The sequence below is a fragment of the Pedobacter sp. genome (genome assembly GCF_045628745.1).
Lineage (GTDB): Bacteria > Bacteroidota > Bacteroidia > Sphingobacteriales > Sphingobacteriaceae > Pedobacter.
The window spans coordinates 1-3,041 of the sequence record NZ_JAZQPU010000409.1; the positions used below are offsets into that span (position 1 = coordinate 1).

Genomic DNA, 3,041 nt, shown 5'->3' on the forward strand with positions numbered 1-3,041 from the left:
CCTTTCAGAGGCATGGGCTGTTATTTAATATTGGGCAAGGTGGTTGAAGATTTTGGCTTCCCGAGTATGGAGGTGCAGAAATTTGCTAAGTTGGAAATTGCCGATAACCCGGTTATGACTTAAGCTAAAAGTCTTACGAAAAAGTTTACAGCTACTTCCGCCTTGCTGTCAAACCTTAAATTAGAAGTGATTTTTTGTGTAATTGCCATAAAACCTCCTGTTTTGAATAGCTAATTTACGAAGGGTAGGCTATTTAAGTATAGCTGAAAGTGATAAATTACAGTTGTTTTTGCGACATTAAAATCGGGTGTTTATTTGAAATCCGTCTGTACGCTTTCACTTAGTTTTTTGTTCTCAGCATTGTTAGCGATCAACAATGAAAGTGCTTTTATACGTTTTGCTTTTTCTACCTGTTTGGTCTGCTTGTAATAAGCATGAACTAACTTAAAACTTTTTAAATAGTTCAGGTTTTGTTCATTTACAAAATTGGTATTGGGTTCATAAGCAACTTGAATTTTCAAATCATCTAATAAAAAATCATCCTCAATCAGCCTTAGGTTTTGCTTAGTAATGTGGAGTGGTTTCTTCCCTAATTTTAAGGCTAGACCTGAAGTCGATAATTGAGGTAAGTACTTTTGATAAAGGTCTGGAAAAAGCGTTAAACTTACATAGAGCGCTTTCTTTCCTTTATAGTTCGATAAAATATAGTCTACAATACTTTTCCAATTTGCTTCCCATTCATTGATCGTTTTTCCGGGTAAATCAGTTTGTGACATATCCAATTCTTTAAAAACCTGCTTTCGATAACTTTCAAGAATCAGAAAGTCTATATTAATAACTTTCACTGATTTCTTGATGCCCAAAACATCCTGCAACATCCAAACCGGATAACTATCATTATCATGCTGCGTAAGTAGTATGCTTTCTTCATCTACAGACATTAATAGGTTATAGGCATAAGAAAGCAAGCCAGGGGACATGTCTTTTTTTATATGCCATTCCTGATTGGCTTTTGCACGAAGGGCAGTATCACCAATACTTTGAGCATAGGTGATAACGTCTGCGTGAATGCCTTCAAAATCTGGATTCATGGCATAGGCTTTCATTAAATACTGGCCTGCATATGGGTTTACACCTCCAGTGGATCCGAGTACATAATTATAGGTAAAAGTATGAGGAATGTATTTTTCCATTAATTTAACAATATCATCACCAAGTCTTAACGCAGGAGACTCTTTAACAAAATCTTCCTTCCAGTCAAAAGTCCCTTGGGCGCTTCTGCAGGCACGATAGTAGTTATACCAGTTGGTTTCAGAGGATTTATCCTTTTCTACTTCTTTCCACCAAAGTTCAGCTTGCTTGACATAATAGGCATGCGATTTATTCTCTTTTGCAAAAGAAATTTGTCGCTCGGGTTTTTCAGCTTGTGGCGTAGGAAGGGATTGTGCAAACGATGATATCGGAAGAGCGCTGAGTAAAAATAATACTGAGAATGTCAGTAGATAGTTTAGGATTGTAATAAAGTTAATTCGAGTAATAGTAGATGCAATTCTTATTGGTTTGCTCATCAGGTTTCCATTTTAATTTACAATTGATCTATTGTACCTTAAAAATAGAAAATACTATGATGATTAACCTAATGAAATTAATAGAACATAAGAATGCTATGGATGATTGTTTTCAGAAATATCCCCTGCTACATTTTATTCTGTACAGGGGATATTTGTCTATTTAGAATTGATGCCCAATCCTGGGTAAACTTTTTGTAGCTGTGCAATGGTTTCGTCGCGGAAACGTTCAATTTGCGCCTGACTAGGCTGTACCAGTTTAGGATTGTTTTTTGATATAAAGTCTAGACCTCTTTCTAAAGTCCCTACCCTTAATTCTAGTTCTATAATTGCTTGTAATACATTAATTTCACCTGCGTGCATATGTTTTTGTTATTTGATGTCTGCTTGCAATATTAAAAATTATATTCTTAAATCGTGCTAACATTCTTTTCTTCACGTTGAGATTGAATTTATTTATTAAATTGAGGCTGCTCAGGATGAGTTAGCTCAATAGCCGAACGGCATGTACGATGGTCCAGCTCGATTTGATATGCTTAATAAACCTTTATACTAAATCCTCTTTTGGTTCCCAAAGTTCAATGGCATTCCCTTCTGGATCCAGCACATGAACAAATTTACCGAATTCGCTGTCTTCAATCTCATCAATAATAGTTACGTTATCTTTTTTAAGCTGCGCTACCAGTGCAACGATATCGTCAACCCGGTAATTAATCATAAATGGCTTGGCTGAGGGATTGAAATATTTGGTGTCCTGTGGAAAGGTACACCAGGCCGTAGAACCTTTTTTTGTTGGATCATCAGCCTTAATCCATTCAAATGTTGCACCGTAATCACTGGTCTCGAAGCCAAGGTTTTTGGAGTACCATTCGTTCATTCCTTTTGGATTATCGCATTTAAAAAATACGCCACCAAGGCCTGTTACTTTTTTCATAATTTAAGGTTTATAAGGTTAGAAATTGATACCAACAATGAATTGTTCTGATCGTAAGTCAAACTATCGTCCTGAAGGTCAGGTTTACTCTTGGTGCTGTAATTAACTTTGTAGGTGGCAAACGATGCAGCCAGTGGGTTTGCGTGGTGCCCTTCATCACCAACAGGCTTCCGTGAGCCAGCCTTAATTCCACTTTTTCCTTAGTCAGCTTATGTTTAAATGCAAACTTCCTTTCTGCGCCAAAACTTAAAGACCCGATGGCACCGTCTTTTTTGAGGTCCGTTTCACCATCGCTGTGCCATGCCATACCTTCATCACCATTATGGTATAGATTTAATAGACACGAATTAAAGGTCTCCTCAGTTTCTTTTTCTACTACAGCCTTCACTTCCAGAAGCTCTTTAGTCCATGGTAAAGCAAGTTTAGTCGTGTTGGAGTAAGTATATTCAAAGGGTTTTTCACCATACCAGGCCACTTTTCGTTTGGTTATAATTCTCTTTCCGAAAATGATAGCCTCATCATTTTTCCAGTCGATATGC

4 protein-coding genes are annotated in these 3,041 nt (G+C 37.0%); all 4 read right to left on the reverse strand.

Features of this window, described 5'->3' with window-relative positions; all coding sequences use genetic code 11:
• Window positions 1-311: 311 nt before the first annotated feature.
• Window positions 312-1,568: a hypothetical protein gene (locus tag ACR2F7_RS14845; protein WP_432714328.1), complete on the reverse strand. Its 1,257-nt coding sequence runs from the start codon at window positions 1,566-1,568 to the stop codon at window positions 312-314.
• A 159-nt stretch (window positions 1,569-1,727) separates the two neighbouring features.
• A complete protein-coding gene (locus ACR2F7_RS14850; RefSeq protein ID WP_432714329.1) occupies window positions 1,728-1,931 on the reverse strand; it encodes a hypothetical protein in 204 nt (67 codons plus the stop codon).
• A 184-nt stretch (window positions 1,932-2,115) separates the two neighbouring features.
• Window positions 2,116-2,502 carry a VOC family protein gene (locus ACR2F7_RS14855; protein WP_432714330.1) on the reverse strand — a complete coding sequence of 129 codons (387 nt, stop codon included), beginning with the start codon at window positions 2,500-2,502 and terminating at the stop codon, window positions 2,116-2,118.
• A gap of 58 nt (window positions 2,503-2,560) precedes the next feature.
• On the reverse strand, window positions 2,561-3,041 hold a 481-nt coding region (locus tag ACR2F7_RS14860; RefSeq protein ID WP_432714331.1), incomplete at its 5' end, for an alpha-ketoglutarate-dependent dioxygenase AlkB family protein.

Coding starts and splice junctions, on each gene's coding strand:
- ACR2F7_RS14845 (WP_432714328.1), bottom strand. CDS start 1,568: ATGAGCAAACCAATAAGAATTGCATCTACTATTACTCGAATTAACTTT.
- ACR2F7_RS14850 (WP_432714329.1), bottom strand. CDS start 1,931: ATGCACGCAGGTGAAATTAATGTATTACAAGCAATTATAGAACTAGAA.
- ACR2F7_RS14855 (WP_432714330.1), bottom strand. CDS start 2,502: ATGAAAAAAGTAACAGGCCTTGGTGGCGTATTTTTTAAATGCGATAAT.